Below are 25,354 nucleotides of genomic sequence, written 5' to 3' on the forward strand. Positions count from 1 at the left end.
CTCGCGGGGAATGGCGCGGGCCGAGATGATGGGCGGGTGAACTTCGGAACGGCGCTCAAGGACTGGCGCGTGCGGCGCCACATCAGCCAGCTCGACCTGGCCTTGCGGGCCGGGACGACGCAGCGGCACGTGAGCTTCATGGAGAGCGGGCGCTCGCTGCCCGGGCGCGCGATGGTGCTGCGCGTCGCCGAGTCCCTCGAACTGCCGCTGCGCGAACGCAACGGCCTGCTCTACGCCGCCGGTTTCGCGCCGTCGTATCCCGAGACGAAGCTCGACGACCCGGCGATCAAGCCGGTGCTCGACGGCCTGCGGCGGCTGCTCGACGGCCACCGGCCCTACCCGGCCATCGTCGTCGACCGCTACGGCGTGCTGGTCGCGAGCAACGACGCGTTCGGCCTGCTCACCGAGGGCGTCGCGCCGGAACTCCTGGAGGAGCCGGTGGACACGTTGCGGCTCGCGCTGCACCCGCAGGGCATGGCGCCGCGCGTGCGCAACCTCGACGACTGGGCGCGCCACATCCTCGAGCGCATCCGCAACGACCTGGCCCGCACCCCCGACACCCGGCTGGCCGCGCAGCTCGCCGAACTCGAGACGTACCTGCCGCCGGCACCCCCGCCGGCCCCGGACCACCTGGGATTCGCGGTACCGGTCCGGCTGTCCACTTCGGTCGGCGAGCTGCGGCTGATCACCGCGATCACGACGTTCGCGACGGCGGCGGACGTCACGGTGTCGGAGCTGAAGCTGGAGACGTTCCTGCCCGCGGACGCCGAAACCGCCGCAGCCCTGCTTCAGACGACCAGCGCGGTCAAGTGACCTGCCAGCAGTTCCGCGCCCGCCCACAGGACGGCCGCGCACACGCTGCCCGCCGCGAACCGCCGGTACGGCATCGCCGCTGATCCCGCGACGCGCGGCATGAGCGTCCGCACGCCGACCAGGCAGCGCCCGGCGATCACCGCCGGGACGCCGTAACGCGCGACGGCCGATTCCGCGCGGGCCCAGCGATCCTGGCCGGCGCGGCGCGCCGGCCGTCGTCCCCACCGCCGTCCTTCGAAGTACGCGAGCTGGTCCCCGAGCACGGCCGCCACCACGGCCACCGCGAAGGCGAGTCCCAGGTGGAGCGTGCCGCGCTCGGCGAGGAAACCCATCAGCAGCAACGCCGACAGCGTCGGCAGCACGATTCCCGGCAGCAGCGCGGTTTCCGCCGTGATCAGCAGGCCGCAGACCAGGTAGACGACCGCCGCGGGCGCGTCAAGCAGGGGCCGCAGCAGGCTGTCCACGCCAGGTCCTCCCCACGCTCACCGGCAGCGCCGCGCGGTAGACGAACGCCGGCGGCAGGTTCTTCCAGACGACCGAAGTCCGCTCTACGACGGCGAAGCGGCTTCGCAGTGAAGCAGCGAAGCGTCGCGCGGGTGGTGTCCAGGCCGTGTGGGCGTACGCGAACGTCGTGAACCGGCCGTTCGCGGCGAGCGAAGCCGTGACCGCGTCGAGGATGCGCCGTTGCCGGTCCGCGGTCATCGCGGTCCACGGCAGGCCGGAAACCACGACGTCGAACCGGTCGGGCGGCAGGTGCTCGGCCGAGCCCGTCACGACGTCGACCTGCGGCAACCGGTCCCGCAGGGCGTCCGCGAAACGCGGGTTGATCTCGACGGCCGTGAAGCGCGCTTCGGGGCGAAGCAGCGCGAGGACGGCTTCGGTGAAGACGCCGGTGCCCGGCCCCAGTTCGGCGACGCGCGACGCGTGTTCCAGGCCGAGGCCGGCCGTCATCGTCTCGGCGAGCCGCGGCGAGCTGGCCGCGATCGCGCCCGTCAGCATCGGGTGGCGGAGGAATTCGCTGGTGATCGACATGATCCCGACGCTAGGAACCGCCGGGGTGGCCGCGGATCCGCCGGCGCGGCCCGGCTTGTCCTCCCGAAGGAGGACAAGGTCCGGCCGGAGGAATGACGCCACCGGCCCGGCCCCCGCGTTACGTTCGGTCCGTGGAACGACTGGTGATGTGGGTGCGAAGGCACCGGTGGACGGTGGACCTGCCGCTGTACGCCGTGTTCCTCTTCCTGGCGCCCAACTGGAACGGTCCCGCGCCGTGGAGCGCCCGCGCGATCCCGATGCTGTTCCTGCTGCCGCTGCTGGTGCGCCGGCGCCACCCGCGGATCGCCGCGGTGCTGATCATCGCCGGGGCCACCGTGGTCTACACGAACGAACTCTGGGCGTTCGACCGCGGCCGCGCCGAGCTGAGCATGGCCGTGGTGCTGTTCACTCTCGTGAAGCTGGGCGACCGGCGGTTCGGCGTGCTGATCGCGGCCTGCGTCGTCGCCCTCGACCTCCTGTGGGGCTTCACCTGGGGCACCTACTCCGACAACCCGACCATCACAATCGTCGGGACGCTCCCGCTGCACATCGCCGCCTGGGCGCTCGGGGAGTTCTTCCGCACCAAGGAACAGCTCGCCGCGGAAGAGGGGAAACGGGCCGACGCCCAGAGCCGCGCGGCGGCCGCCGAGGAACGCACGCGGATCGCCCGCGAGCTGCACGACGTCCTCGCGCACAGCATGAGCGTGATCGTGCTGAACGCCGAAGGCGCGAAGCTGGCCCGGCACCGCGATCCCGCCGTCGTCGACCGCACGCTCGACACCATCGGCCGCACCGGCCGCGACGCGCTCGCCGAGCTGCGGCGGCTGCTCGAAGTCCTGCACGCCGGCCAGGCGGCGCGCAGCCCGCAGCCGACGGTCGCGGAGCTGCGGGAGCTCGTCGAACAGTCCGGGCGCGAGGTGGCTCTCGACGTCACCGGCGACCCGGGCGGCCTGCCCGCGAGTGCCGCGCTGCAGGCGTACCGGATCGTCCAGGAGGCACTGACCAACATGATCAAGCACGCCCCGGCCGACGCGACCGGCCGCGTCGAAGTCGCCTTCGGGCCCCGCGAGACCCGGATCGAGGTGACGAACACCGGCGGCGAAGCGGCACCTTCGCCGGTGCTGCCGTCGTCCGGCCGGGGGTTGGAAGGGATGCGCCAGCGCGTCGAGATGTACCACGGCGAGCTGGCGACCGGGCCGCTCCCGGACGGCGGCTACCGGGTGCGCGCGAGCCTGGTGGTCGGGCCGTGAGCGTCCGGGTGCTGCTCTGCGACGACCAGGAGCTGGTGCGGGTCGGCCTGCGGATGATCGTCGAAAGCCAGGATGGCCTCACCGTCGTCGGCGAGGCCGCGAACGGCGCGGAAGCCGTCGAGAAGGCGCGGGAGCTGCGGCCGGACCTGGTCCTGATGGACGTCCGGATGCCGGTGCTCGACGGCGTCACGGCGACCGGGCGGATCTGCGCGGAGCTGCCGGACGTGCGCGTCCTGATCATCACGACGTTCGACCTCGACGAGTACGCCTACGCCGCGTTGCGCGCCGGGGCCAGCGGGTTCCTGGTGAAGGACGCGCCGTCGGAGGAGATGCTCGTCGCGGTCCGCGGGGTGCTGCGTGGCGACGCGATGGTCTCGCCGTCGGTCACCCGGCGGCTGCTCGACCGCTACCTGGACGACGACCGTGACCCGGTGGACGTCGCCAAGCTCGGCGTGCTGACCGAGCGCGAGAAGGACGTGCTGGGCCTGATCGCGCGCGGGCTGTCCAACGGCGAGATCGCCGCGAAGCTGTACATCGGCGAGACGACGGTGAAGACGCACGTGGGACGGATCCTGGGCAAGCTGCGGCTGCGCGACCGGGTGCACGCGGTGGTGTTCGCCTACGAGTCCGGTCTGGTCCGACCAGGGACTTAACCTTCCCTATTTAACCGCTTGATAGGGAAGGTTAAAGTACTTTGCATGACGATATACAAGTCCGAAGCCGGCGCTCGGCTACTGCGCGAGCGCTACCTCGACGTCCTGGAGGCGTGGCCCGTCCCCCACGAGCAGGTGCGGGTGCCGACCCCCGAGGGCGAGACGTTCGTGCTCGTCTCCGGCCCAGCCGGCGCCCCGGCCCTGGTGCTGCTGCACGGTTCCGGCAGCAACTCCGGCGAGTGGGCCCACCGGCTCCCGGCGCTGGCCGAGCGGTTCCGGGTGTACGCCGTCGACGTCATCGGCGAGCCGGGACTGAGCGCCGAGACACGCCCGCCCATCGGCACCGACCGGTACGCGACGTGGCTGGACGCCGTGCTCGACCACTTCGGGGTGACGTCGGCGGCCTTCCTGACGTCGTCGCTCGGCGGCTGGCTCGCCCTCGACTACGCGACCCGGCGGCCCGGGCGCGTCACGGCGCTGGCGCTGCGGTCCCCGATCGGCCTCGGCCCGATGAAGAAGGGGTTCATGGTCAAGGCCGTGCTCCTGGCGATGCTGGGCGAATGGGGTCGCCGCAAGTCCGTGGCCGGGGTGCTCGGTGACGCGGGATCGTCGCCGGTCGTCGAGCACCAGCTGCTCGTGGCGGCGAACTACCGCTACCGCACCGGCCCGTTCCCGGCGTTCGACGACGCCGCGCTGGCCGGGCTGACCATGCCGGTGTACGCCGTCGCCGGCGCGGACGACGTCATGGTCGACTCCGCGACGACCAAACGGCGGCTCGAGAACGTGGCGCCGGACGCCGTCGTCGACCTCGTTCCGGGCACCGGGCACTACCTCCCGGGCGACGCGGACCTGGACTTCCTCACGCGCGCCGCAGCGAACGGCGATTTCACCGCTTGATGGCAGGATGAGCCGTTATGCGGTGTGTGCTGGGTCTCCTCGGTGTGGTGTCCCTGCTGGTCGCGGGCTGTTCGGGGGCGTCGAGCGCCCCGGTGCAGAGCGTCCCGCCACCCGCGTCCACGCCCGCGGCGGCCGGCGGGAAGTTCAAGGTCGAGACGGTGACCGCGGGCCTCGAGCACGGCTGGGACATCGGCTTCCTGCCCGACGGCGGTTACCTCGTGCCGCAGCGGCCGGGCAAGCTCGCGCTGGTCCGCGACGGGAAGGTCACCGACGTCAAGGCCGACTTCTCGGATGTTCTCGTGCAGGGTGAGGGCGGGCTGCTCGGCATGGTGATCAGCCCGGACTTCACGACCAGCCGCGAGTTCATCACCTGCCAGGACCACCAGGAGGGCGGCAAGGCCGTCGACATCCGGCTGGTCACCTGGAAGCTGGCCGACGACGGCGCGAGCGCGACGAAGGTCAAGGACCTGCTCACAGGGCTGCCTGTCAACCCGAGCGGCCGGCACTCCGGCTGCCGCCCGACGTTCGCGCCGGACGGCGCCCTGCTGGTCGGCACCGGCGACACGGCGAAGTCGACCGTCTCGCAGGACCGTCACGCCCTGGGCGGCAAGGTGCTGCGGCTGGACGCGAAGACCGGGAAACCGTTGCCGGACAACCCGTTCATCACCTCGTCCGACCCGCGCGAACGGCTCATCTACACCTACGGCCACCGCAACCTGCAGGGCGTGGCGATCCGCCCGGGCAGCGGCCAGGTGATCACCGCCGAGCACGGCCCGACGTTCGACGACGAGGTCAACCTGCTGAAGCCGGGCGCGAACTACGGCTGGGACCCGTCGAAGGGCGGCACGGACTCGAGCTACGACGAGAGCGTGCCGATGACCGACCTCAAGCGCTTCCCGGACGCGGTGAGTCCACTGTGGACGTCCGGCAAGATCACCGAGGCGATCAGCGGCGACGCGTTCCTGACCGGCGCCCAGTGGGGCCGCAACGACGGCGCGCTCGTCGTCGTCGCCCTCAAGGGGCAGAAGCTGCTGCTGTTCCACCTGGACGCCGCGGGCAAGGTCCTCGACGTCTCCCTGCCGCCCGAGTTCGACGACAAGTTCGGCCGGTTGCGGGCGGTCCGCAGCGGCCCGGACGGCGCGCTGTACGTGACGACGTCGGACGGGACGAACGACAAGCTGCTGAAGGTCACGCCCGCCTGAGGCGTGCAAAAGACACACCCGGCCGGTGCCGGGAACACTGTCGTGCCGCGAGGCGATCGCGGAACATGGTGTGCACCACGAGTTTTCGCCCGCCACCGACGAGTGTTGGACGCGGTCCGAAGAAAGCGTTCCCGCGGCAGCACCGCGCCGGTCCCCGGACGCCACCGCCGACCTGGCGTCCGGGGACCGGCTTCCAGCTACCCGATACCGGCTCGACCTGCGCCCGCCGGCCTTCCGGCGTCGCGGCCGGGGATCGACGGCGGCTCAGCTGCCGAGGTAGGCGCCGCCGTTGACGTGCACCACCTGTCCGGTGACGTGCCCGGCGGCGGGGCTCGCCAAGAACGTCACCACGGCGGTGACGTCCTCGGGTGTGCCGGGGCGCTTGTTCAGCGTGTTGCCGACGAGCCGCTCGCGGCGGCCGTCGCTGAGCTTGCCGTGGAAGAACTCGGTTTCGCCGATCAGTCCCGGCGCGACGACGTTCGCGGTGATCCCGCGCGGGCCGAACTCCTGCGCCACGCTGACGTTCCACGCCTCGACCGCGGCCTTCGCGGCGCCGTACGAACCGGCGCCGGTGTGGGCGGCGATCGAGCCGATCGTCACGATCCGCGCGCCGTCGGCGAGGCGGTCGCGCAGCGCGTGCGTCACCAGCGCGGCACTGACCACATTGGACCGGAGGTTCCGCTCGAACGCGGCCGCGAACCCGGCGAGGCCTTCGCCTTGCTCGCCGGCGAAGTCCGTGTTGCCGCCGGCGTTGTTGACGAGCACGTCGACCCGGTCCGGCAACTCGCCCAGTGCGGTCTCGACGGCCGCCGGATCGGCCGCGTCGAACACGACCGGCCGCGCGCCCAGCAGCGTCGCCGCCTCGGTGAGCACCTGCTCCCGGCGTCCGGTGATCGTGACGCGGTCACCCGCCCGCGCGAACGCCTCCGCCACGGCGTATCCGATGCCGGTGCCGCCGCCCGTCACCACTATTTCCCTGCTGTTCCCCATGTCCGGAGAGCCTACTGCCTAGGATCGGGGCATGACGAAGATCGATCCGGCCACGACCGCCCTCGTGCTTGTCGACCTGCAGGAGCGGATCGTGGCGCTGCCGACCACGCCGCACACCGGTGAAACGGTCCTGGCGAACGCCCTGCGGCTGCGGGAGGCGTTCCGCGCGGCGGGCGCGCCGGTCGTGATCGTGAAGGTGTCGCGGCCGGACAACCCGCCGGGCAACGAGCTGGTGTTCGACCCGCAGGACGACAAGATCGTCACCAAGTTCACGATCGGCGGCTTCGCCGGCACCGACCTGGACGAGTACCTGCGCGGCAAGGGTGTCCGCACGGTGGTGTTCGGCGGCATCGCCACGGAGTTCGGCGTCGAGTCGACCCTGCGCGCGGCCTCGGACCACGGTTACGACACGGTGGCGGTCTCGGACGCGATGACGGCCCTGTCGGACATCTCGCACGAGAACGCGATCACGAAGATCTTCCCGCGCCTGGGCACGGTCGTGACCACCGACGAGGCACTGGCGGGGCTGGCGTGATCGACAAGATCGCCTGGCTGCACCTGGTGGACGGCCGCATCCTGAGCACGCGCTCCCGCGGCAAGCAGGCCTACTACCTCCCCGGCGGCAAGCGCGAGCCGGGCGAGACGGACGAGCAGACCCTGGTGCGCGAAATCCGCGAAGAGGTCACCGTCGCGATCAACGAGCCGACGATCCAGCCGGCCGGCGTCTTCGAAGCCCAGGCGGACGGCAAGGCGGCGGGCGTGCTGGTCCGGATGACGTGCTTCACGGCTTCGTACACGGGAACGTTGGCGGCGAGCAGCGAGATCGAGGAAATCACCTGGCTCGGCTACGCGGACCGCGACCGGGTGTCGGCGGTGGACAAGCTCATCTTCGACCACCTGCACCAGGCCGGGCAGCTGCGATGATGGAAGACATGCCGACCATTCGAAAGGGCGATGCCGCGTAGGTCACCCGCCCGGCTGCGCGCCGAGGCCCCTCGCCGATCGACCGAACCGATCCCGTCGCCGCCCGGCCTTTCGCCACGCGGACGAGCCGTGATCGCACGCCTCGAACGGACCCGGCTGCACCCGGGCGCCGCCGCCGAGGCACTCCTGGCCTGGGCCCGGTTCGTCCGCGATCCGATGCACCGGCTCTGGGACCCGAGGTACGGCTGCGGGGTGCCGGAATGCTGCCCCGATCCGGCCGAGATACGGCGCGTCCTGCACGCCGTCGCCCACGCGCTGCCACCGAAGGACGCGCGGGAGTTCCGCGCCCGGGTGGCTAAGTCGACCGAACTCTGGTGAAGTCCTGGACTCAGCGCAGCCGGAGCTTGGGCTTGTCCTCCAGATGGGACAGCCCGTTCCAAGCCAGATTGACGAGGTGCGCCGCGACCTCGTCGCGCTTCGGCTTTCGGGCGTCGAGCCACCACTGGCCGGTCAACGCCACCATGCCCACCAGCGCCTGGGCGTACAGCGCCGCCAGCTTTTCGTCGTAGCCGCGGGCTGCGAACTGCTGGGCCAGGATGTGCTCGACCTGGCTCGCGATGTCGTTCAGCACCGTGGAAAACGTGCCCGTGGAACTCGCCACCGGCGAGTCGCGGACCAGGATGCGGAAGCCGTCGTGGGAATCCTCCACGTACGACAGCAACGCCGTCGCCGCCTGTTCCAGCATCACCCTCGGGTGGCCGCCGTGGAGGGTCGACACCATGCGTTCCAGCAGCAGCTGCGTTTCGCGGTCCACGACCACCGCGTAGATGCCCTCTTTGCCGCCGAAGTGCTCGTACACCACCGGTTTCGACACGTTGGCGCGGTGCGCGATCTCCTCGATCGACGTGCCGTCGAAACCCTTTTCGGCGAACAACGCCCGCGCCACGTTCAACAACTGCTGACGCCGTTCGGTGCCGGTCATCCGGACGCGGGTCACCGGGGCGGCCGGTCTTGCCCCGGTGACCTGCTGCTCACGCTTTGAACGTCGTCTCCCCGCCACTTGCCAGACCCTACAGTGAGGCTAGCTCTTCTCCGTGGCGATTCGGGCCAACCGCTGCGGGGTCGGCCAGCGCACGTCGTGCACCCAGCCGAACTTCTCGAAGATCCAGATCAGCCGCGCCGAGATGTCGATCTGACCGCGCTTCACGCCGTGGCGCGCGGACGTCGGGTCGGCGTGGTGCAGGTTGTGCCAGGACTCGCCGAAGGAGAAGATCGCCAGCGGCCAGAAGTTCGCGGACTTGTCGCGCGCGGCGAACGGGCGCTCGCCGATCATGTGGCAGATCGAGTTGACCGACCAGGTCACGTGGTGCAGCACGCAGATGCGCACCAGGCCGGCCCAGAAGAACGCCGTCACGGCGCCCCACAGCGACCAGGACACCAGCCCGCCGATGAGGGCCGGCAGCGCCAGGCTGACCAGAGCCCACAGCCAGAACAGGTCGTCGACCTTCTTGATCGCCGGGTCCTTCACCAGGTCCGGCGCGAAGCGCTCGGCGTTCGTCTGGTCGCGCTCGAACAGCCAGCCCATGTGCGCGTGCCAGAACCCCTTGGCGATGGCCCACGGCGACGTGCCGAACGCCCACGGGGAGTGCGGGTCGCCGTCGCGGTCGGAGAACGCGTGGTGGCGACGGTGGTCGGCGACCCAGGTGATGACCGGGCCCTGCAGCGCGATGCTGCCGGCGATGGCCATGACCACGCGCAGCCACTGCTTGGCCTTGAACGAGCCGTGCGTGAAGTAGCGGTGGTACGACACCGTGATGCCGAGCCCGCTGATCGCGTAGAACACCACGAAGATGCCGACGTCGACCCAGCTCAGTCCCCAGCCCCAGGCGAACGGCACCGCGACGAGCAGTGCCACCAACGGCGCGATCACGCCGAAGTAGACCGAAAGCTGCACGCCGATTCCGCGGGTGCCTTCGGTGACAGGTTTGGGCCCCTTGGGAGCCGAAGGCTCCCCGGTGGGCTGCGAACGGTCGAGCGTGGCCGTCATACGCTTCACTTCTTCCTGCGCGGTGCCCTGCAAAGGGTCGCCTAACCTACGATGCCGTAAGTTACGGTACAGGAGGTTCCGGCGACTGGGGAGTGCCTGAACTCTCACCAGTCCTTCGGAACCGGAGTACCCGGCGGACTGGCCGGTAACGCATCCCCCGCGCGGACGACACCCGATCGTCGCTATCCTGACCAGGAGCAATCCGCCGTAGTGTAATCGGCAGCACTTCAGATTTTGGTTCTGACAGTTCAGGTTCGAATCCTGGCGGCGGAGCAGCGGAAACACCAAGCCGAGGACCCCGAACCACGACACCGGGAGGTTGGCGCTGACCGAAGAGGCGACCGACCCGGTAGCGGCCAGGCGGCCCACGCTGATCGAGATGTCCGACGCCTGGCTCGTCGGACGCGCGCGTGAGCTGACCGCCGCGGTCCAGCGTTCGGACTACCCCCACCAGCTCGAGATCGTCGCGCAGATGGACGAGCTGCTCGACGAGACCCAGCGCCGCGGTGAGCCGTTGCTGGTCGCGCAGCTGCTGCGCTCCTCCGCCACCGCCCGGCTGATCACCAAGGGCCTCGCCGCCGAAGCGGAGCCCCGGCTCGACGAGATGCTCGCGCACACCCGCCGTCACGGCCTGGCGCTGCTGCGGGCCGACGCGCACGCGCTGCGCGGGCGCCGCCTCGTGCTCGCCGCGCAGGAGGACGCCGCGCTCACCGAGATCGCCCGCGCACTGGCCATCCTCGACGACTCCGCGATCCCGGACCGCCAGGTCGGCAAGCGCACCTGGAACCGGATGCTGTGGTCGACGCTGAACGACTGCTGGATCGTGCTCAACCAGCTGGGTGTCTACGAAGCCGCCGAAGAGGTCAGCAGCCGCGCCGCGTCCGCGATCCGCGAGAGCGCGACCCCGCACGAGATCACCCTGCAGCTGCTGAACCGGGTGAAGATGCTGCTCGGCTGGGGCCTGCGGCTGGAGCGGATCGAAGAGTACGACGAGAGCGCCGACAAGTTCCGCACCGCCGCGTCGATGGCGATGGCCATCGAAGGGCCCTACAGCGAGTCGCTGTTCCCGCGCCGGGTCGGCGTCGAAGCCGTCGAGCAGGTCGGCGTGCTCGCCGCCGCGCTCGCGCTGCACCGGCCCAGCGAGGACCAGATCGACCGGCTCCGCGGGCTCCACGAGGGCATCGGCTACCCGGGCGAACGCGAGATCGTGACGATCGCCCTCGCCCGCTGCTTCGACAAGGCCGGCCGGCGTGAAGACGCGCTGGACGTGCTCCGCTCGGCCCGTGAGTCCCTCGGCGAGGACGGCTCCCAGCCGTCGATGCGGCTGAACATCGCCCGCGAGCTCGCCCGCCTCGACACCAGCCCGGACTACGCGTCCGGCGCCAGCCAGTCGCTGATCGACTACGCGACCCGGCTGGAGTCGGAGATGTGGAGCCTGCGCGAGTCGCAGATCGCCACGCTGAACGCCCGCCGCGAGCACGAACGGCTCTCGGCCGAGCACGGCGCGATCACCCAGCAGGCCCTGCAGGACCCGCTCACCGGCCTGCCGAACCGGCGCGCGCTCGACGAGAAGCTGCGGCAGCTCGCGTCCTCGGCCGACGCGCAGCCCCTCGCCGTCGCGCTCGTCGACCTCGACGGCTTCAAGGGTGTCAACGACAAGCAGTCGCACGCCGAAGGCGACAACGTGCTGCGTGTCGTCGCGAGCACGCTGCGTGACGCGCTGCGCGGTGACGACCTGGTGGCGCGCTACGGCGGTGACGAGTTCATCGTGCTGCTGCCGGGCACCCCGGCGTCCGCGGCGAAGATGGCGCTCGGCCGCGCGGTGAAGTCCGTCGCCGGCCTGCCGCACCACCTGTCGCACGGCGTCACGCTGTCGATCGGGCTCGTCTCCCTGCGCCCGCAGGAGCGGGGCGAGCAGGTCCTCGCCCGCGCGGACGCGGCCATGTACCAGGCCAAACGCGGCGGCGGCAACCAGGTGGCGTCGGCGAACTCGATGGCCGCCGACCCGGCCGCGGCGTGGACCAGCGAGGGCCTTCCCACCGACCCCGCGTGGGACCCCGACGAGCACAGTTAGGATCGGTGCCCGACAGAAGCCACATGCTGGTAACCGTTGGGAGCGTCGTTGACCGGCCCGCTGAGCACGTTGATCCTGGCCGCGGGTGAAGGCACCCGCATGCGTTCCTCGACGCCGAAGGTGCTGCACCCGATCGCCGGGCGGCCCCTCGTCGAGCACGCCGTCCGGGCCGCCGCCGGCCTGGACCCCGAGCACCTCGTCGTGGTGGTCGGCCACGGCCGCGCGGCCGTCGGCGAGAAGCTGGCCGCCGTCGCGGAGAACCTCGGCCGCGCGGTCGGCACCGCCGTGCAGGACGAGCAGAAGGGCACCGGCCACGCCGTGGGCTGCGCCCTCGCGACCCTGCCCGCCGACCTCACCGGCACCGTGATCGTCAGCTACGGCGACGTCCCCCTCCTGGACACCGCGACGCTCTCGACCCTGCTGGCCGAGCACACCGAGGCGAAGAACGCCGTCACCGTGCTCACGGCCGTGGTCGACGACCCGGCCGGCTACGGCCGCATCACGCGCGACGACGCCGGCCACGTCACCGGGATCGTCGAGCACAAGGACGCCACCCCGGAGCAGGCGGAGATCACCGAGATCAACTCGGGCGTCTACGCCTTCGACGCCGCGGTGCTGCGCGACGGCCTCTCACGGCTGTCGACCGACAACGCGCAGGGCGAGCTCTACCTGACCGACGTCCTGGGCATCGCGAACGGCGACGGGCTGAATGTCGGCGCGCTGGTCGTCGACGACCCGTGGCTGACCGAAGGCGTCAACGACCGCGTCCAGCTGTCGGTGCTCGGCGCCGAGCTGAACCGCCGGATCGTCCGCCGCTGGCAGCGCGAGGGCGTCACGGTCGTCGACCCGGCCTCGACCTGGATCGACGCCGGCGTAACCCTCTCGCGTGACGTCGTGATCGAGCCGGGCGTGCAGCTCAAGGGCACGACGTCGGTCGGCGAGGGCAGCACGGTCGGCCCGGACAGCACGCTGACGAACGTCACGATCGGGGCCGGTGCCTCCGTCGTGCGGGTGCACGGCTCCGACTCCGAGCTGGGCGACCGCGTGAACGTCGGCCCGTTCACCTACTTGCGGCCGGGCACGAAGCTGGGCGTCAAGGCCAAGCTCGGCGCGTTCGTCGAGACGAAGGCCGCCGACATCGGCGCCGGCACGAAGGTGCCGCACCTGACCTACGTCGGCGACGCCACGATCGGCGAGAACAGCAACATCGGCTGCTCCAGCGTGTTCGTGAACTACGACGGGGTGAACAAGCACAAGACCGTTATCGGGTCACATGTCCGGTTGGGTGCCGACAACACCTTCGTCGCCCCGGTGCGGATCGGTGACGGCGCTTACAGTGGTGCGGGTGCCGTGATCCGCGAGGACGTCCCGCCGGGCACACTCGCGGTGTCGGCGCCGCCGCAGCGCAACATCGAAGGCTGGGCGATCCGGCGCCGGCCGGGTACGCCCGCGGCGGAGGCGGCCCAGGCCGCCCTCGACGCCGATTCAGCAGCAGGAACCGACGGGGAGTCGCCAGCATGAGTCCGAAGTCAGGTACGCCGAAGAAGAACTTGATGCTCTTCTCCGGACGGGCGCACCGGGAGCTCGCCGAAGAGGTCGCCGAGCACCTCAACGTGACGATCACCCCGCAGACGGCGCACACGTTCGCCAACGGCGAGCTGTTCGTCCGGTTCGAGGAGTCCGTCCGCGGCACCGACGCCTTCGTCATCCAGGCGCACACCACGCCCATCAACGAGTACGTGATGGAGCAGCTGATCATGGTGGACGCGCTCAAGCGGGCGAGCGCGAAGCGGATCACCGTCGTGATGCCGTTCTACCCGTACGCGCGCCAGGACAAGAAGCACAAGGGCCGCGAGCCGATCTCGGCCCGGCTGATCGCGGACCTGTTCAAGACCGCGGGCGCCGACCGGATCATGACGGTCGACCTGCACACCGCGCAGATCCAGGGCTTCTTCGACGGGCCGGTCGACCACCTGATGGCGCAGACCGTGCTGGCCGACCACATCAAGAAGACCTACGGCGACGCCGACATCACGGTCGTCTCGCCGGACTCGGGCCGCGTGCGGCTGGCCGAGAAGTGGGCGCAGACGCTGGGCGACCGGCCGATCGCGTTCATCCACAAGACGCGCGACCCGGACAAGCCGAACCAGGCCGTGGCCAACCGCGTGGTCGGCAAGGTCGAGGGCAAGCTCTGCGTGCTGATCGACGACATGATCGACACCGGCGGCACGATCGTGAAGGCCACCGAAGCGCTGATCGACGAGGGCGCGGCGGACGTCGTCATCGCGACGACCCACGGCATCCTCTCGGACCCGGCGACCGAGCGGCTCTCGCAGTGCAAGGCGCGCGAGGTCATCGTCACGAACTCGTTGCCGATCCCCGAGGAGAAGCGGTTCAACGGCCTGACGGTGCTGTCGATCGCCCCGATGCTGGCGGAGGCCATCCAGCAGGTCTTCGAAGACGGCTCGGTCACGTCCCTCTTCGACGGCAACGCCTGATCCGTCCGCCGGGCGCGAACTCCGCGCCCGGCGGCGGTTTCCGGCGCTAGCGTCGCCGGCATGGGGAACTTCAAGTTCGGCGTCAGCTTCCGCGAGATCGGCAGCCGCGACGCCTGGATCGCCAAGTGCCGGCGGGCCGAGGAACTCGGCTACGACGTCATCACCGTGCCCGACCACCTCGGCACCGGCCGGTTCGCGCCGTTCCCGGTGCTGGCCATGGCGGCCGCCGTCACCGAACGGCCGCGCCTGGGCACCCTCGTGTCCAATGTGCCCTTCTACAACCTCGCGCTCTTCGCGCGCGAAGCGTCCTCGACGGCCCTGCTGCTCGACGGCCGCCTCGATCTGGGGCTCGGCGCCGGGCACATGAAAGCCGAGTTCGACGCCGCCGGGCTGCCGTGGCACAAGGCGTCCGAACGCATCGCCTACCTCGAACAGAGCCTCGGCCACCTGCGGAAACACTTCGAGGACGAGGGCATCGACCACCCGCGGGTGCTCATCGCGGGCAACAGCGACGGCGTCCTGAAGCTGGCCGCCGAGCACGCCGACGTCGTCGGATTCGGCGGGCTCCGGCAGCAGCCCGGGAAGCCGCCGGGCACCTTCAAGCTCGACAACGCCGAGGCGATGGACGAACGGGTGCGGTTCTTCCGGTCGCACACCGGCCGCGACCCCGAGTACAACATGCTGGTCCAGCACGTCGAGGTCACCGACGACCGCGAAAAGGCCGCCGAGGCGTGGCACGAGCTGACCGAGCGCAGCGCCGTCGCCGACGCCCGGGAACTCCTCGACGCGCCCCAGCTCCTGCTGGGCACGGTCGAGGAGATCGCCGGGCAGCTGGAAGCCCGGCGCGAGCGCTACGGCTTCTCGTACATCACGGTGTTCGAACCGATGCTCGAGACGTTCGCGCCCGTGCTGAAGGAACTTCAGCGCCCAACCGAGGCTTCGCCCCGGGCCGGGGGCTTCGCCACCCGAACCCCCGAAAGCCGTCAGTAGGCGACGGTGAACCGCGCCCGGCGGTGCTTCGGCTGCTCGATCTCGTCGACGTACGCGATCGCGAAGTCGTCACCACCGATGTGCGACTTGCCGTTCTCGTCGGTCACCAGGACGTCGCCGCCGAGGCGGAATTCACCCTTGCGCTCACCGGGGGTCCAGGCGCCGAACTCGGCGGCGGGGCTGACGTAGAACCAGTCGAGGTCCTCGGGCTGCTCGCGCAGCAGGGAGAGGACCTCGGCGTGGTTGCCGGCCTCGTCCTTGTACTCGTCCGGGAACTCGGGAGTGTCGAACAGCCGCGGGCCGCCCTCGGCGACCAGCAGGCTCGCCGCGCCGCCCACGAACGACAGCCGGACGCCGTTCTCGCGCGCGATCCGGACCAGCGACGGCACGGCGTCGATCAGCTTCTTGCCGTCGATCGCGCGCGCCGGGGTGGCGACCACGAACACGTCGGCGTCCTTCGCGAGCCCCGCCACGAACTCTTCGTCGTGCAGCGAGCCCTGCCGCTCGTCGACGCCCTCGGGCGCCGAACCGGGGTTCCGCGCGACCCCGACCACCTCGTGCCCGCGCTGCAGCGCCTCGGCGCCGATCTTGCCCCCGGCGTACCCGGTCCCCCCGAAAATGACCAGCTTGGCCATGTCTGTTTCTCCGTTCGTCTCGGCTGTACGCAGCCGATGGTAGGAACGGAAGATCACCTACTTCAACGGAAGCAACGCACCGCCGGGTAGGTGTCCAGGTCAGCCGCCCAGCGCGGCGAACTCCGTCGCCAGCTTCTGCTTCACCGCGTTGACGTCGAGCGCCGCGCGGACCTCCGCCGTCGCGCTCGGCTTGGACAGCACCTGGTAGCTGGCCGTGCGGTTCGGGAGCCGGAAGGTGACCGTGCAGGACATCTTGACCGTCGCGTACGGCTCGGCGTCGGCCGCCGCCGTGCACGTCTGCGAGCCGAGCGAGTCGGCGCTCACCTCGACCGAAAGGTTGAGGTGCACGGTGCTCTTCTCCCCCGGAGCCGGCGTGCCGACGACGCTGTTGGAGACGTCCACCGTCGTGGTGCACGAGCCGACGAAGTCCTTGCAGTCGAGGTTGTCGTTGGTGACGACGGCGCTCGCCTGCACCAGCCCTTCGAACGGCTGGCCGAGGCCGCCGACGGTGTTGTCGAGGTCGGTGTGGAACGTCTTGATCGCGTCCCCGGTGAGCGGGGCGACCTGGAACTCGGTGCCGAACTTCGGCCCGGCCTGCGGGTCGAGCAGCGCCGGCGCGAAGCTGACGACGCGGTTCGGCTTGGCGGTCGTGACGCGCACGACGCTGGGCGCGGCCCCGAGCTGGAAGACCTCGGTGCCGTCCGGGAGCTTGGCCTTGACCGGCTCGCGCGTCTGGTCCATCCCGGCGATCGCCTTGCGCAGCGCGCCGGCGAGGGCGGCGGGGGCGAGCTTGGCCGCGGGGTCCATCGGCAGCTCGGAGCCGAGCGAGCGCACCCAGCTCGTGCCGAACTGGGCGCCCTCGTCGATCGCGTGCGCCTTCCAGTAGCCGGCGTCGGCCTGCAGGTAGAACTGCCCGGCCGCGGCCGTCACCTGGACGACGCCGCCCTCGAGCGGCAGCGCGCCGACCGCGCTGCCGCCGCGGGTGATCCGGAACTGCTGTGCGGCGCCCTTGACCGTCGACTTCAACGCGAGCGCGGGCGCCTGCTCCAGCGCCGCCAGCGCGGCGTCGACCGCCGTGCGCTGCGCGGCGCGCTGATCCGCCTTCTCCTGGTCCGCCGCGGAAACACCGGGCGTGCCCGGGACCGCCACCTGACAACCGGCCAGCAGCCCGCTCAACAGCAACACGGCCACCACCGTGCCTCGAGCCCGCATCTTCGCCCCCCTGCTCTTCCGCTCCGCCGAGCACACCTCGGCAGGCGGAGTCCCGCCACCGGATTTGTGTCGTCACATCCTGGGCGCTAGGAGGGTTCTAGCCTGGTCCGGGCACCCGCCGCAACCCACCGTGATGAGGTTGGTTTACACTCTTGAGGTTGTCTCGGCGAGGCGGGGCCCTTCCAGGGTGCCCGGCGTGATCGACGCGGCGGCTCGAGTAGCCCTCCCGGCTGTCGTGCACGCCCGGAAATCTCGCCGCCGAACGCAACCACCTGAACGACAAGACCACCGCATCCCCGCCGCAGCATGCTGTTCACCGCACCATGTTCGTGATTTGAAGGAGTGCCACACCGTGTCCGAGGTACGTCTGTCCGTCGAGCCGCGCACCGAGTTCGGCAAGGGCGCCGCGCGTCGCACGCGTCGCGCCGGCAAGATCCCCGCCGTCCTGTACGGCCACGGCTCGGACCCCCGGCACTTCGCGCTGCCGGCCATCGAGTTCGCCCGCGTCGTGCGTGAGAACGGCTCCAACGCCGTCATCACCCTCGCCATCGAGGGCTCCGACGAGCTCGCGCTGACGAAGACGATCGTCGTGCACCCGCTCAAGAACTACATCGAGCACGTCGACCTGCTGGTCGTGAAGCGCGGCGAGAAGATCGTCGTCGACGTCCCCGTCGTCGTCACCGGCAACCCCGGCCCCGGCGGCCTGGTCAACCAGGACGTCGACACCCTGCAGGTCGAGGTCGAGGCCCTGCACATCCCGGACCAGTTCGAGGTCTCGATCGAGGGCGCCGAGATCGGCACCCAGATCACCGCCTCCCAGGTCGAGCTGCCCCAGGGCGCCGTCCTGATCACCGACCCGGACTCCCTCGTCGTGGCCGTCAACGAGCCGCAGCGTGAAGAGGCCGAGGACGAGGACTCCGCCACCGAGGCGGGCGGCGAGTCGGCCGAAGCCGCCGAATAGCATTTCCGCATGACCGAAGACCTGCCCGGGGCCGGCGAGCTGATCCTGCTCGCCGGCCTCGGCAATCCCGGGCCCCAGTACGCCGGAAACCGGCACAACGTCGGGTTCATGGTGCTGGACGAGCTGGCCGGCCGGATCGGCGGCAAGTTCAAGGCGCACAAGAGCGGCGCGGAAGTGCTCGAAGGCCGTCTCGGCGGCCGCCGGGTCGTGCTGGTGAAGCCGCGCTCGTTCATGAACCTCTCGGGCGGGCCGGTGGTCGGCGCCGCGAAGTTCTTCAAGATCCCGCCGACCGGGGTCGTCGTGGTGCACGACGAGCTGGACGTCGACTTCGGTGCGTTGAAGCTCAAGTTCGGCGGCGGCGACAACGGCCACAACGGGCTCCGCTCGATCACGAAGTCGCTCGGCACCCGCGAGTACTACCGGGTGCGGTTCGGGATCGGCCGCCCGCCGGGTCGCCAGGACCCGGCGGACTTCGTGCTGAAGGACTTTTCGACGGTCGAGCGCAAGGAGCTCCCGTTCGAGGTCGACCGGTGCGCGGACGCGACCGAGGCGCTGGTCGAGACCGGCCTCGCGGCCGCGCAGAACACCTTTCACGCAGGCTGACACGGGTGGCAAGGTGAAGCCATGACCCCTGACGAAGTCCGGGCGATCGCGTTCGGCAAGCCCCGCTTCGGCCGTCGCGGCTATGACGAGGACCAGGTGGACGCCTTCCTCGACCTCATCGCCGAAGCGCTGGCCGGGCGGAACATCCTGACGCCCGACGACATCCACTACGTCGAGTTCACGATCATGCCGCTCGGCGCGCGCAGCTACGACCAGGCCCAGGTCGACCTCTTCCTCGACGAGGCCGAAGCGGCGCTGGTCCTGCTGCGGAACCCGCCACCGCCGCCGGTGGCCGAAGAACGGCGGCCGGAGGGCACCCGGAAGTGGTTCGGCCGGAGCTGAACCCCCAGGTCGCGGTGTGAAACCCGCCACATGGCGCTCGGTAGTCCCGCTCACTCGATGGCGGGCGCGAGGGTGCCCGTCGGGGTGAGCTTGGGGTCAGACTCTTCCGGGGAGCCTGTTCACGGGTTAGGACGGTGAACGGAGTTCGCACCGCCAACCCCGGAATCGGAGAGAGTTCCATGTCGTTCACCGCCGAAGACCTCGCCGAGGTCACCTTCGGTAACGCCCCGATCGGCCGCCGTGGCTACGCCAAGCACGAGGTCGACGAGTTCGTCCGGCGCGTCGCCAAGACGTTCGCCGAGGAGGACGACCTGACCGCCGCCGAAGTGCACCACGTGATGTTCTCGAAGCCCCTGATCGGCAAGCGCGGGTACGACGAGCGCGAGGTCGACGAGTTCCTCGACTCGGTGGAGGACCAGCTCGCCGCCCGGACGGGCCGCGCGCCGGACCTCCCGGGCGCTCGCTCCGAGCACGAGGCGACGGCGGAACGCGCCACCCCGCCCGCCGAGCTGGCGGACCACCTCCAGCAGCGCTGACCCCGAACGCCCCAATGTGGCGTTGGGTGCGTCTGACGCACCGAACGCCGCATTGGGACGCTGGAGCTACGCGTCCGCGTTCTTCTTGATCTTGTCCGCGAACTGGGTGGCCGTCGCCGCCCGCTTGACCTTGCCGGACGGCGTTTTCGGCAGGCTGCCCGCCGGCAGCACGACCACCGCGTACGGCCGCATGTCGACGGCGTCGCGGACCCGGGCCGACACCTGCTTCACCAGGTTCTTCTCGGCCTCGGCGTCCCCAGCCAGCTTCGACTCCAGGACCACGGCGAAACGCTCGCGGCGGCTGCCCGCGTCGAGCCGCACCGCCACCGCGTTGCCCGCGCGCACCCCCTCGACCGACGTCGCCGCGCGCTCGATGTCCGTCGGGTACAGGTTCCGGCCGCCCATGATGATGACGTCCTTGCGGCGGCCGCAGATGACGATCTGGCCGTCGACCAGGTAACCGAGGTCGCCGGTGTTGAGCCAGCCGTCGGCGTCCTGGGTGTCGAGCGGGCCGTCCATGGTGAGGTAGCCGGGCGTGACGGCCTCGCCGCGCAGCCGGATCTCGCCGACCTCGCGCTCGCCGAGCCGTTCGCCCTTCTCGTCGACGATCTCCGCCTCGAGCCCGTCCAGCGGACGGCCGAGCACCGCGAACGAGCGGACGCCGTCGGTGCCGCGCCGCTCGTCACCCTCGGGGACCGGGACCGCGCGGTTGCCGGCTTCCAGCGCGTCGGCCTCGACGACGTCCAGGGTGAGCCCGGTGAACAGCGGCGCGAACGACACCGCGAGGGTCGCCTCGGCCATGCCGTAGGCCGGGAACACGCACTCGGCGGGCATCTTGAACCGGGCACCGGCGTCGACGAAGGTCTGGACGGCGGACTCGTCGACGGGCTCGGCGCCGTTGAGGGCGATCCGCAGCTTGGACAGGTCGTACTCGTCGTCGTTTTCGACGCGGGCCATCCGGCGGCCGACGATCGCGTAGGCGAAGTTCGGCGCGGCCGTCGTCGTGCCGTTGTACTTCGTGATCAGCGCGGGCCAGATCAGCGGCCCGGTCAGGAACTCGACCGGGGTGATCTTGACCAGCTCGACGCCGAACGTCATCGGCACGGTCAGGAAGCCGACCATCCCCATGTCGTGGAACGTCGGCAGCCACGAGACCATCACGTCGGTGTCGAAGTCGAACTCCGCGCGGTCGACCATGGCCTTGACGTTGGAGTAGAGGTTGCCGTAGGTGATCCGCACGGCCTTCGGGTCGGCGGTCGACCCGCTGGTCAGCTGCAGCAGCGCGGTCTCGCCCTCGTCGGTGCCGACGACGTCGGCGAGCGGCTCGGCGCCGGCCAGCTCGTTGATCAGCTTGAAGCCGATGCCCTTCTCGGCCAGCACCGGCGCGAGCTGGTCGAACGGCTCACCCAGCAGCACCAGGTCCGACCCGATCATCCCGAGCACCCGCACGGTGTCCTCGGCCCACTCGGCGAGATCGGTCCGCGGCGTCGGCTGGTGCAGCATGGTGACGCTGCCCCCGGCCAGCCACACGGCCTGCACGGTGGGCGCGATCAGCACCGGCGCGGCGGCCAGCACCGCCACGGCCCCGCCCCGCTCGAACCCCCCGGCGACCAGGCCACCGGCGATCCGCCGGGCCTGCTCGTGCACCTGCGCCCAGGTCCGCCGCACCGGCTCCTTCGGCTCCCCGGTGACCATGCCACGCTGCTGACCTCGCCCCGCCGCGGTGGCGACGAGCGTGTCCACGAACCTGCTCATGGCCAGAGATTACTGTCTCGCTGTCAACATCCGCCGACCAACGCGGAAACCGGCCCCCGAAGCCAGCCGTCGACCTGCCGCTGCCCACGCAGGGTGGTACCGCCACGCGATCTTGACGATGTGCTGCCGGTGGGGTCGAGAACGTGCGCTCGACGACCCGCGCCATGGTCAAGACCCCGGCCTGCCACCTCTCCTGCCAGGGTCTTGCCCGGGGAGTCGCGCGGCCCGAGCACCCTCACTCCAGCAGCTCGGACGTCTCCAGCCAGCGCGCCTCGACGTCCTGGACCTCGGCCTGGACGCCCTTCAGCTGGGCGTTCAGCTCCATCAGCTTCACCGGGTCCGTCGCCGCCTCGAGCAGCGCGGCGTGGAGCTTCTCTTCCTTCGCATGCAGCTGGTCGAGCTTGCGCTCCAGGCGTCCCAGGTCCTTCTGGGCCGCGCGCAGGTCCGCCGCCGACTTCTTGGCCTCGGTCTTCGCCGCCGTCGGGCCCGGCGCGGCCGCCGGTTCCTTGGCCAGGGCGCGGCGCTTCAGGTACTCCTCGATGCCGCCCGGCAGGTGGGTGATGCGGCCGTCGCCGAAGAGGGCGACGATCGTGTCGCAGACGCGTTCGACCAGGTACCGGTCGTGCGAAACCACGATCATCGTGCCCGGCCAGCCGTCGAGCAGGTCCTCCAGCTGCTGCAGGGTGTCGATGTCCAGGTCGTTCGTCGGCTCGTCGAGGAGCAGCACGTTCGGCTCGGCCATCAGCAGCCGGCACAGCTGCAGCCGGCGCCGCTCGCCGCCCGAGAGGTCGCCGACCGGCGTCCACTGGCGGGCCTGCGGGAAGCCGAGCTTCTCACCCAGCTGCGACGCCGTCATCTCCTGCTTGCCGAACACCACGCGCCCGGCGACCTGCTCGATCGCCTGCAGCACGCGCAGGTCCGCGGGCAGGTCGTCGAGCTCCTGGCGCAGGTGCGCGAGCGCGACGGTCTTGCCCTGGATCCGGCGCCCGGTCGACCCCTCGACGTCGCCGCCGAGCAGCTTGAGCAGCGACGTCTTGCCCGATCCGTTGACGCCGACCAGGCCGATCCGGTCGCCGGGGCCGACCCGCCAGGTGACGTGGTCGAGCAGCGTCCGGTCACCCACCTGGTAGGTCGTGTCCTCCAGCTCCAGCACGGTCTTGCCGAGCCGTCGCTTCGCGAACGCCATCAGCTCGACGGTGTCGCGCGGCGGCGGCACGTCGGCGATCAGCGCCTCGGCGGCGTCGATGCGGTAGCGCGGCTTGGACGAGCGCGCCTGCGGCCCGCGGCGCAGCCACGCGAGTTCCTTGCGCGCCAGGTTCTGCCGCTTGTCCTCGGCCGTCGCGGCCAGCCGCGCCCGCTCGGCGCGCGCGAAGATCCAGTCGGCGTAACCGCCTTCGTAGCTCTCGACGCGGCCGTTGGCGACCTCCCAGGTCACACTCGCGACGGTGTCGAGGAACCACCGGTCGTGGGTGACGACCACGACCGCGATCCGCCGGGTCAGCAGGTGGTCGGCGAGCCACTGGACACCTTCGACGTCCAGGTGGTTGGTCGGCTCGTCGAGCACGACGAGGTCGAGCTCCCCGGTCAGCGCGGCGGCCAAGGAGACCCGGCGCCGCTCACCGCCGGAAAGGTTGGCGGTCGGCGTCTCGAGCCCGATCGCGGTGATGCCCAGACCGTCCACAATGGACCGGACGCGCGCGTCGGCGGCCCATTCGTGCTCGGCGCCGTAGCGTTCGAGCACGACCTCGCCGACGCTGCTGCCGTCCGGCAGCTCCGTCCGCTGGGTGACCACGGCCATCCGCAGGCCGCCGACGTGGCTCACCCGCCCGGAATCCGGCTCGGCGAGTCCGGAAAGGACTTCGAGGAGCGTGGTCTTGCCGCCACCGTTGAGGCCGACGACACCGATGCGCTGCCCGGCCGCGACGCCCAGCGAGACGCCGTCCAGCAGCGGCTTCACCCCGTAGGACTTGCTCACCGCCTCCAGGTTGACCAGGTTGGCCATGCGCTCAGCCGATCCTTTCCACAAGGGTGAACCGGGTCGCCACGATCGGGGTCGTGTCGTCCACGGTGAATTCGGGATCCTTCAGCTCGGCGCGCACTTCGGCCGTGTGCCAGAAGGAGGTGTGGTCCGCACGCCATTCGGCGACGGTGGTGAAGCCCTCGCCCTCACCGACCGCGTGCGCGAGGTCCACTTCGGACAGTGGCAGGATCCGCACCTCGCGGATCTCGATGATCGCGACACCCTGGTCGCCGGAGTCGACCACCAGTTCGCGCTCGCCGGCCACGGGTGGCACCTCGCCGTCGGCTTCGTAACCCGCGAGCAGCGCGGAGGTCGTCGTCTTCGTGCCGTCGAGGATGGCCGCGACGAGCTTGTCCCGCAACGGTCCCGGAAACGCGAACTCGGCGCGCTTCACGCGTGCACCCGCGGCGAGGCCGGGCGCGGCGCGTCGTCGCCGCCGACCACCCGCGCACCCGGGACCGGGCCGTGCGCCACGCGGACCGTGCGGCACACCCCCGCGCCCGACAGCTCGGCCGCGACCTCGACCGCCGTCTGCGCGTCTTCGCAGAGGAACGCGCACGTCGGGCCGGAACCGGAGACCGTGCCCGCGAGCGCACCCGCGTTGACCCCCGCGCGCAGGGTGCGGCGCAGCCCCGGGCGCAGCGACACCGCGGCCGCCTGGAGGTCGTTGCCCAGCAGCAGCGCCAGCTGACGCGGGTCACCCGAGGCCAGCGCCTCGACGACCGGGGTGTGCGAGCCGATCCGCGGCGGGTTGCCCTCCGCGCGCAGGCGGTCCAGCTCGCCGAACACCTTCGGCGTCGAGAGGCCGCGCTGGTCGAAGGCCAGCACCCAGTGGAACGTGTGACGCGACAGCACCGGGACGAGCTGCTCGCCCCGGCCGGTGCCCAGCGCCGTGCCGCCGTAGAGCGCGAACGGGACGTCGCTGCCCAGGCCGGCGGCGATCTCCGCGAGCTCGTCACGGGTGATTTCGAGGTTCCAGAGCGAAGCGAGCCCGACGAGCGTCGCCGCCGCGTCGGCGCTGCCGCCCGCCATGCCGCCGGCCACCGGGATGCCCTTGCGCAGCACCACGCGCACCTTCGGCTCTCCGGTGCGGCCGACGTGCGCGGCCAGCGCTTCGACGGCGCGCCAGGCCAGGTTGGTGGCGTCGGTCGGGACCGTGCCCTCGCCTTCGCCGTAGATCTCCAGGCCCGGCTCCTCGGTGACCGCGACGGTCACCTCGTCGGTCAGCGACAGGGCCTGGAACACGGTCACCAGTTCGTGGTAACCGTCTTCACGCAGGTCGTCGACCGCCAGGTGCAGGTTGACCTTGGCCGGAACCCGGACGGTGACTGGGGGCGGAACTACAGCGAGCACCCGACCAGCCTACGTGCCCGCACCGGCCGGCTTCCCGTCAGGAGAAAGGACGTCGAGTGCGACGGCGAGCGCGACGTCGGCCGGCGTGCCCGGACCACCCTCGCCGCTGTTGAGCTGGACGGCGACCAGGGCGAGCCGGGCCCGCAGGTCCGACTCGGGGTCGGCCGAACCGCCGCGGAGCCGTTCGTGCAGCCGCAGCATCCGATCGGCCAGGCCCGCGCCGGCCGCGATGGCCTTCAACGCCGACGTGTTGCGCTGGACCAGGCCCATCACCGGGCCGAACCGGGTCTCGACCAGCCCGGCGTACGCGGTGAGCAGCTCGGCCGGGCGCGTCTCACGCTCGAGGAGGTCGTCGAGCGCGGTTCCCCAGTCCTCGAGGAGGCTCGAAACGATGTCCTCCTTCGTGCGGAAGTGGTAGTACAGCGCGGCTTTCGTGACGTTCAGCCGCTCGGCGATCTCCCGCAGCGAGCTGCCCTCGTAGCCCTGCTCGGCGAACAGTTCGAGCGCGACGCGCTGGATCCGTTCGCGCGTGTCGGTGCGCCGCCCGGCCATGCCCCACCTCTCAAC

At 71.0% G+C, this 25,354-nt stretch carries 28 protein-coding genes and 1 tRNA gene; 17 read left to right on the forward strand and 12 right to left on the reverse strand.

The features are described from left to right. The first annotated feature begins 36 nt into the window (after positions 1 to 36). The gene (locus ACGFMK_RS00245) at positions 37 to 813 is read left to right on the forward strand and encodes a helix-turn-helix domain-containing protein (protein WP_392755589.1); all 777 of its coding nucleotides are present in this window, start codon (positions 37 to 39) and stop codon (positions 811 to 813) included. Here the strand turns inward: ACGFMK_RS00245 and ACGFMK_RS00250 are convergent. Then, positions 789 to 1,277 (reverse strand): DedA family protein, encoded by a 489-nt coding sequence (locus ACGFMK_RS00250; protein ID WP_392755591.1) that lies wholly within the window; start codon positions 1,275 to 1,277, stop codon positions 789 to 791. The genes ACGFMK_RS00245 and ACGFMK_RS00250 overlap by 25 nt on opposite strands. Then, complete coding sequence (locus tag ACGFMK_RS00255; RefSeq protein WP_392755594.1) at positions 1,249 to 1,845, reverse strand: class I SAM-dependent methyltransferase; 597 nt, start codon at positions 1,843 to 1,845, stop codon at positions 1,249 to 1,251. The genes ACGFMK_RS00250 and ACGFMK_RS00255 overlap by 29 nt, the downstream gene beginning before the upstream one ends. Before the next feature lie 146 nt (positions 1,846 to 1,991). Between ACGFMK_RS00255 and ACGFMK_RS00260 the strand changes: the two genes are divergently transcribed. From ACGFMK_RS00260 to ACGFMK_RS00275, 4 genes are read left to right on the forward strand one after another with little or no spacing between them, the layout of a single operon-like run. Then, positions 1,992 to 3,095, forward strand: coding sequence for a sensor histidine kinase (locus ACGFMK_RS00260; RefSeq protein ID WP_392757519.1), 1,104 nt, complete (start codon positions 1,992 to 1,994; stop codon positions 3,093 to 3,095). After that, complete coding sequence (locus tag ACGFMK_RS00265; protein ID WP_392755597.1) at positions 3,092 to 3,748, forward strand: response regulator; 657 nt, start codon at positions 3,092 to 3,094, stop codon at positions 3,746 to 3,748. The genes ACGFMK_RS00260 and ACGFMK_RS00265 overlap by 4 nt, the downstream gene beginning before the upstream one ends. A gap of 45 nt (positions 3,749 to 3,793) precedes the next feature. Further along, complete coding sequence (locus tag ACGFMK_RS00270; protein ID WP_392755600.1) at positions 3,794 to 4,645, forward strand: alpha/beta fold hydrolase; 852 nt, start codon at positions 3,794 to 3,796, stop codon at positions 4,643 to 4,645. A 17-nt stretch (positions 4,646 to 4,662) separates the two neighbouring features. Then, a complete protein-coding gene (locus ACGFMK_RS00275) occupies positions 4,663 to 5,847 on the forward strand; it encodes a PQQ-dependent sugar dehydrogenase (RefSeq protein ID WP_392755603.1) in 1,185 nt (394 codons plus the stop codon). A gap of 264 nt (positions 5,848 to 6,111) precedes the next feature. On the opposite strand, the gene ACGFMK_RS00280 is transcribed toward ACGFMK_RS00275, so the two are convergent. Beyond that, positions 6,112 to 6,837, reverse strand: a complete 726-nt coding sequence (locus ACGFMK_RS00280; RefSeq protein WP_392755606.1) for an SDR family NAD(P)-dependent oxidoreductase — start codon at positions 6,835 to 6,837, stop codon at positions 6,112 to 6,114. Positions 6,838 to 6,868: 31 nt separating this feature from the next. Here ACGFMK_RS00280 and ACGFMK_RS00285 point away from each other — a divergent pair, with 31 nt between their 5' ends. The 3 genes from ACGFMK_RS00285 to ACGFMK_RS00295 all read left to right on the forward strand — a co-directional run bounded on the left by ACGFMK_RS00285 (position 6,869) and on the right by ACGFMK_RS00295 (position 8,139). After that, on the forward strand, positions 6,869 to 7,372 hold the full coding sequence (locus tag ACGFMK_RS00285; RefSeq protein WP_392755609.1) for an isochorismatase family protein: 504 nt from the start codon (positions 6,869 to 6,871) through the stop codon (positions 7,370 to 7,372). Continuing rightward, positions 7,369 to 7,761, forward strand: coding sequence for an NUDIX domain-containing protein (locus ACGFMK_RS00290; protein ID WP_392755612.1), 393 nt, complete (start codon positions 7,369 to 7,371; stop codon positions 7,759 to 7,761). Before ACGFMK_RS00285 ends, ACGFMK_RS00290 begins: the two co-directional genes overlap by 4 nt. A 129-nt stretch (positions 7,762 to 7,890) precedes the next feature. After that, complete coding sequence (locus tag ACGFMK_RS00295) at positions 7,891 to 8,139, forward strand: hypothetical protein (RefSeq protein WP_392755614.1); 249 nt, start codon at positions 7,891 to 7,893, stop codon at positions 8,137 to 8,139. Positions 8,140 to 8,149: 10 nt separating this feature from the next. Here the strand turns inward: ACGFMK_RS00295 and ACGFMK_RS00300 are convergent, their stop codons facing one another. After that, positions 8,150 to 8,743 carry a TetR family transcriptional regulator gene (locus ACGFMK_RS00300; protein ID WP_392755616.1) on the reverse strand — a complete coding sequence of 198 codons (594 nt, stop codon included), beginning with the start codon at positions 8,741 to 8,743 and terminating at the stop codon, positions 8,150 to 8,152. Positions 8,744 to 8,842: 99 nt separating this feature from the next. Further along, positions 8,843 to 9,808: an acyl-CoA desaturase gene (locus ACGFMK_RS00305; protein WP_392755619.1), complete on the reverse strand. Its 966-nt coding sequence runs from the start codon at positions 9,806 to 9,808 to the stop codon at positions 8,843 to 8,845. 201 nt (positions 9,809 to 10,009) lie between these two features. On the opposite strand from ACGFMK_RS00305, the gene ACGFMK_RS00310 reads away from it, so the two are divergent. From ACGFMK_RS00310 to ACGFMK_RS00330, 5 genes are all read left to right on the forward strand, one after another. Further along, a tRNA-Gln gene (locus tag ACGFMK_RS00310) sits at positions 10,010 to 10,081 on the forward strand. Positions 10,082 to 10,127: 46 nt separating this feature from the next. Beyond that, positions 10,128 to 11,882, forward strand: a complete 1,755-nt coding sequence (locus tag ACGFMK_RS00315; RefSeq protein WP_392755621.1) for a diguanylate cyclase domain-containing protein — start codon at positions 10,128 to 10,130, stop codon at positions 11,880 to 11,882. A gap of 48 nt (positions 11,883 to 11,930) precedes the next feature. Continuing rightward, positions 11,931 to 13,403 carry a bifunctional UDP-N-acetylglucosamine diphosphorylase/glucosamine-1-phosphate N-acetyltransferase GlmU gene (gene glmU / locus ACGFMK_RS00320; RefSeq protein ID WP_392755624.1) on the forward strand — a complete coding sequence of 491 codons (1,473 nt, stop codon included), beginning with the start codon at positions 11,931 to 11,933 and terminating at the stop codon, positions 13,401 to 13,403. Then, positions 13,400 to 14,380, forward strand: coding sequence for a ribose-phosphate diphosphokinase (locus tag ACGFMK_RS00325; RefSeq protein WP_392755626.1), 981 nt, complete (start codon positions 13,400 to 13,402; stop codon positions 14,378 to 14,380). The genes glmU and ACGFMK_RS00325 overlap by 4 nt, the downstream gene beginning before the upstream one ends. Positions 14,381 to 14,440: 60 nt before the next feature. Next, the gene (locus ACGFMK_RS00330; protein ID WP_392755629.1) at positions 14,441 to 15,370 is read left to right on the forward strand and encodes a TIGR03621 family F420-dependent LLM class oxidoreductase; all 930 of its coding nucleotides are present in this window, start codon (positions 14,441 to 14,443) and stop codon (positions 15,368 to 15,370) included. On the opposite strand, the gene ACGFMK_RS00335 is transcribed toward ACGFMK_RS00330, so the two are convergent. Further along, complete coding sequence (locus tag ACGFMK_RS00335; RefSeq protein ID WP_392755631.1) at positions 15,364 to 16,005, reverse strand: NAD(P)-dependent oxidoreductase; 642 nt, start codon at positions 16,003 to 16,005, stop codon at positions 15,364 to 15,366. The genes ACGFMK_RS00330 and ACGFMK_RS00335 overlap by 7 nt on opposite strands. A gap of 99 nt (positions 16,006 to 16,104) precedes the next feature. Then, positions 16,105 to 17,199 (reverse strand): hypothetical protein, encoded by a 1,095-nt coding sequence (locus ACGFMK_RS00340; RefSeq protein ID WP_392757522.1) that lies wholly within the window; start codon positions 17,197 to 17,199, stop codon positions 16,105 to 16,107. Between the two features lie 370 nt (positions 17,200 to 17,569). Between ACGFMK_RS00340 and ACGFMK_RS00345 the strand changes: the two genes are divergently transcribed. The 4 genes from ACGFMK_RS00345 to ACGFMK_RS00360 all read left to right on the forward strand — a co-directional run bounded on the left by ACGFMK_RS00345 (position 17,570) and on the right by ACGFMK_RS00360 (position 19,659). Next, positions 17,570 to 18,178 carry a 50S ribosomal protein L25/general stress protein Ctc gene (locus ACGFMK_RS00345; protein WP_392755633.1) on the forward strand — a complete coding sequence of 203 codons (609 nt, stop codon included), beginning with the start codon at positions 17,570 to 17,572 and terminating at the stop codon, positions 18,176 to 18,178. A gap of 9 nt (positions 18,179 to 18,187) precedes the next feature. Continuing rightward, positions 18,188 to 18,781, forward strand: coding sequence for an aminoacyl-tRNA hydrolase (gene pth / locus ACGFMK_RS00350; protein ID WP_392755636.1), 594 nt, complete (start codon positions 18,188 to 18,190; stop codon positions 18,779 to 18,781). A gap of 21 nt (positions 18,782 to 18,802) precedes the next feature. Next, positions 18,803 to 19,123, forward strand: coding sequence for a DivIVA domain-containing protein (locus ACGFMK_RS00355; protein WP_392755637.1), 321 nt, complete (start codon positions 18,803 to 18,805; stop codon positions 19,121 to 19,123). Positions 19,124 to 19,302: 179 nt separating this feature from the next. Further along, complete coding sequence (locus ACGFMK_RS00360) at positions 19,303 to 19,659, forward strand: DivIVA domain-containing protein (protein WP_392755641.1); 357 nt, start codon at positions 19,303 to 19,305, stop codon at positions 19,657 to 19,659. Positions 19,660 to 19,725: 66 nt separating this feature from the next. Here ACGFMK_RS00360 and ACGFMK_RS00365 read toward each other — a convergent pair whose 3' ends face one another. From ACGFMK_RS00365 to ACGFMK_RS00385, 5 genes are all read right to left on the reverse strand, one after another. Then, positions 19,726 to 21,414, reverse strand: a complete 1,689-nt coding sequence (locus ACGFMK_RS00365) for a fatty acyl-AMP ligase (protein ID WP_392755643.1) — start codon at positions 21,412 to 21,414, stop codon at positions 19,726 to 19,728. A 235-nt stretch (positions 21,415 to 21,649) separates the two neighbouring features. Next, positions 21,650 to 23,416 (reverse strand): ATP-binding cassette domain-containing protein, encoded by a 1,767-nt coding sequence (locus ACGFMK_RS00370; RefSeq protein ID WP_392755645.1) that lies wholly within the window; start codon positions 23,414 to 23,416, stop codon positions 21,650 to 21,652. Between the two features lie 4 nt (positions 23,417 to 23,420). Continuing rightward, positions 23,421 to 23,828, reverse strand: coding sequence for an ASCH domain-containing protein (locus ACGFMK_RS00375; RefSeq protein WP_392755647.1), 408 nt, complete (start codon positions 23,826 to 23,828; stop codon positions 23,421 to 23,423). After that, positions 23,825 to 24,787: a 4-(cytidine 5'-diphospho)-2-C-methyl-D-erythritol kinase gene (locus ACGFMK_RS00380; RefSeq protein WP_392755650.1), complete on the reverse strand. Its 963-nt coding sequence runs from the start codon at positions 24,785 to 24,787 to the stop codon at positions 23,825 to 23,827. Before ACGFMK_RS00380 ends, ACGFMK_RS00375 begins: the two co-directional genes overlap by 4 nt. A gap of 9 nt (positions 24,788 to 24,796) precedes the next feature. Next, positions 24,797 to 25,339 (reverse strand): TetR/AcrR family transcriptional regulator, encoded by a 543-nt coding sequence (locus ACGFMK_RS00385; protein ID WP_392755652.1) that lies wholly within the window; start codon positions 25,337 to 25,339, stop codon positions 24,797 to 24,799. Between the last annotated feature and the right edge of the window lie 15 nt (positions 25,340 to 25,354).

The sequence above is a fragment of the Amycolatopsis sp. NPDC049252 genome, from assembly GCF_043197175.1.
GTDB lineage: Bacteria > Actinomycetota > Actinomycetes > Mycobacteriales > Pseudonocardiaceae > Amycolatopsis.